General features: G+C 33.3%; 3 protein-coding genes and 1 riboswitch. Of the genes, 2 read left to right on the plus strand and 1 reads right to left on the minus strand.

Annotation, left to right across the window (positions count from 1 at the left end; translation table 11 throughout):
• On the plus strand, nt 1–409 hold a 409-nt coding region (locus tag HMPREF2586_RS00130), incomplete at its 5' end, for an anion permease (RefSeq protein WP_256324317.1).
• 155 nt (nt 410–564) lie between these two features.
• Nucleotides 565–666, plus strand: a riboswitch (TPP riboswitch).
• 55 nt (nt 667–721) lie between these two features.
• Nucleotides 722–1,633, plus strand: a complete 912-nt coding sequence (locus HMPREF2586_RS00135) for an ABC transporter substrate-binding protein (protein ID WP_064263964.1) — start codon at nt 722–724, stop codon at nt 1,631–1,633.
• 99 nt (nt 1,634–1,732) lie between these two features.
• On the opposite strand, the gene HMPREF2586_RS00140 is transcribed toward HMPREF2586_RS00135, so the two are convergent.
• Nucleotides 1,733–2,075: EamA family transporter (locus tag HMPREF2586_RS00140; RefSeq protein ID WP_176747362.1), on the minus strand; the 343-nt coding region annotated here is incomplete at its 5' end.

Consider the following 2,075-nt stretch of genomic DNA (forward strand, 5'->3'; position numbering starts at 1 on the left):
GGTTAGCTATATTTTTTTACTTTGCAACAGAACCAGCAAACTCATTGCTCAAGGTTTGAATGGCTTTAGTTGGCCTATCGTTTTAGTTTTACTCATCTTGTTTTATTTCTACTCACATTATTTATTCGCAAGTGAAACAGCACATGTCAGCGCCATGTACGCCGCGTTACTCGGTGTTGCAGTCGCTTCAGGTGCACCGCCATTATTCAGTGCATTAATGTTAGGGTTCTTTGGTAACTTACTGGCATCAACAACACATTATAGTAGTGGACCAGCGCCCATATTATACGCAGCTGGCTATGTTACACAAAAGCGCTGGTGGACTATGAATATTGTACTTGGTATAGTCTATTTTATTATTTGGATCGGATTAGGTTCACTATGGATGAAACTCATTGGTATGATGTAAAGTTAGAATTTTAATTAAACTTCAGTTCATCAAATATATTGTAAGCTAACGTTTGAAACGTTAGCTTTTTTGCATCATACTCCCAAGATTAATATTTACTATATTCGTTTCACTTTTTATTCAATTCAACTATGTTATTCTGTACATAGATTAACCAGTATCATTAGGGGTGCAATTCAATTTGCTGAGAGAAAGTCTACTTTCAACCCTTGAACCTGTTGGTTAGCACCAGCGTAGGAAAGTGAGCAATATTGATAACTGTTTCTTCATTCACTTTTTTACGCAATAATTAAATGGATGGAGGAATTTTTTTTGGACAAATTAACAGTAGGTTTAGAATGGTTTTTAAATCCTGATCATATGCCGTTAATCATAGGTATTGAAAAAGGATGGTTTAAAGAAGAATCATTAGAAATTGAGATGATTGAACCAAAAGAGCACTTTGATGCATTAGACGAGATTGAAAATGGTTCAATGGATATCGCGATTACTGAACCTATTCATCTGGTTCAAGATAGAGCTAAAGAACAAAACGTCATCGGGTTTGCGAGATATCTTCACACTAACGGAGGTATTATGTATAACAAAGATAAAAATATCGCTCGCCCCAAAGATTTAATCGGTAAGCGACTTCAATATCCTGGCGCTCCCGGTCCAGGTGGTATTGCCATGGCTAAAACGATGATTGAAGCAGATGGTGGCACATATAAAGAGGGTGACATCACACCAGTTAATCATAGCTTTTATCATACTGATGCACTTTTAACTGATAAAGCTGATGCTGCTACACTCATTTTCGAAAATTTTGAAATTCTTGAAGCTAGAAATCAAGGACTTAATGTAGATTATTTTTCACTTAAAAATTATAATGTACCCGATTTTTGCCAACTTATTTTTATTACAACACCTGAAGTATTAAATACGAGTGAGGTTAAACTCAAAAAGTTCCTAAAAATCATTCAAAAAGCAATTCATTACATCAATCATCATTTAGCAAGTGCAATTGAAATTTACTCAATGTATACTCAAACCGATATCTCTAACCAATTAAACAAAGATACAATTGAAGCAACAGCTAAATGTTTTACAAATGATTTGTCTATGAGTTCCGACTACTACAATGACTTACAGTTGTGGCTTAAAGAAGTCAATGATATTAAAGACACGATTAACCCAACTTTATATTTTACAAATCAACTACTATTCAGTCGATATACAAAATAAAAAATACACCTTCACTCTATTTAAACGTTAATGTACACATCAATAGTTAGAATCAATATCTAATTTAAAGAATGCACATCAAATAAAGTGAAGGTATAATTATTTTACAACTGGATTTTTCTTAATTTGAATATATTGAGAAATACTATATAACACAATACCTATCCATATAAAAATAAAGGTAATTAATTGATCAGTGTTAAATGGCTCTTTAAAGACAAAGATACCTAAGATAAACATGATTGTCGGCCCTACATATTGGATGAAGCCAGTTAACGATAATGGAATTCGCTTAGCACCTGCTGAGAACAGAATCAATGGTATTGCTGTAATTGCACCTGAAAATAGTAGCCAAAATGATGATATATTTAACCCAAATGTTATGTGTTGTTGCTGCCATAGGTAAATAGGTTCTGTTGCAAAGTAAAAAATATAGCTAACC

It is taken from the genome of Staphylococcus sp. HMSC034G07 (genome assembly GCF_001835975.1).
In the GTDB taxonomy this organism is placed as follows: domain Bacteria; phylum Bacillota; class Bacilli; order Staphylococcales; family Staphylococcaceae; genus Staphylococcus; species Staphylococcus ureilyticus.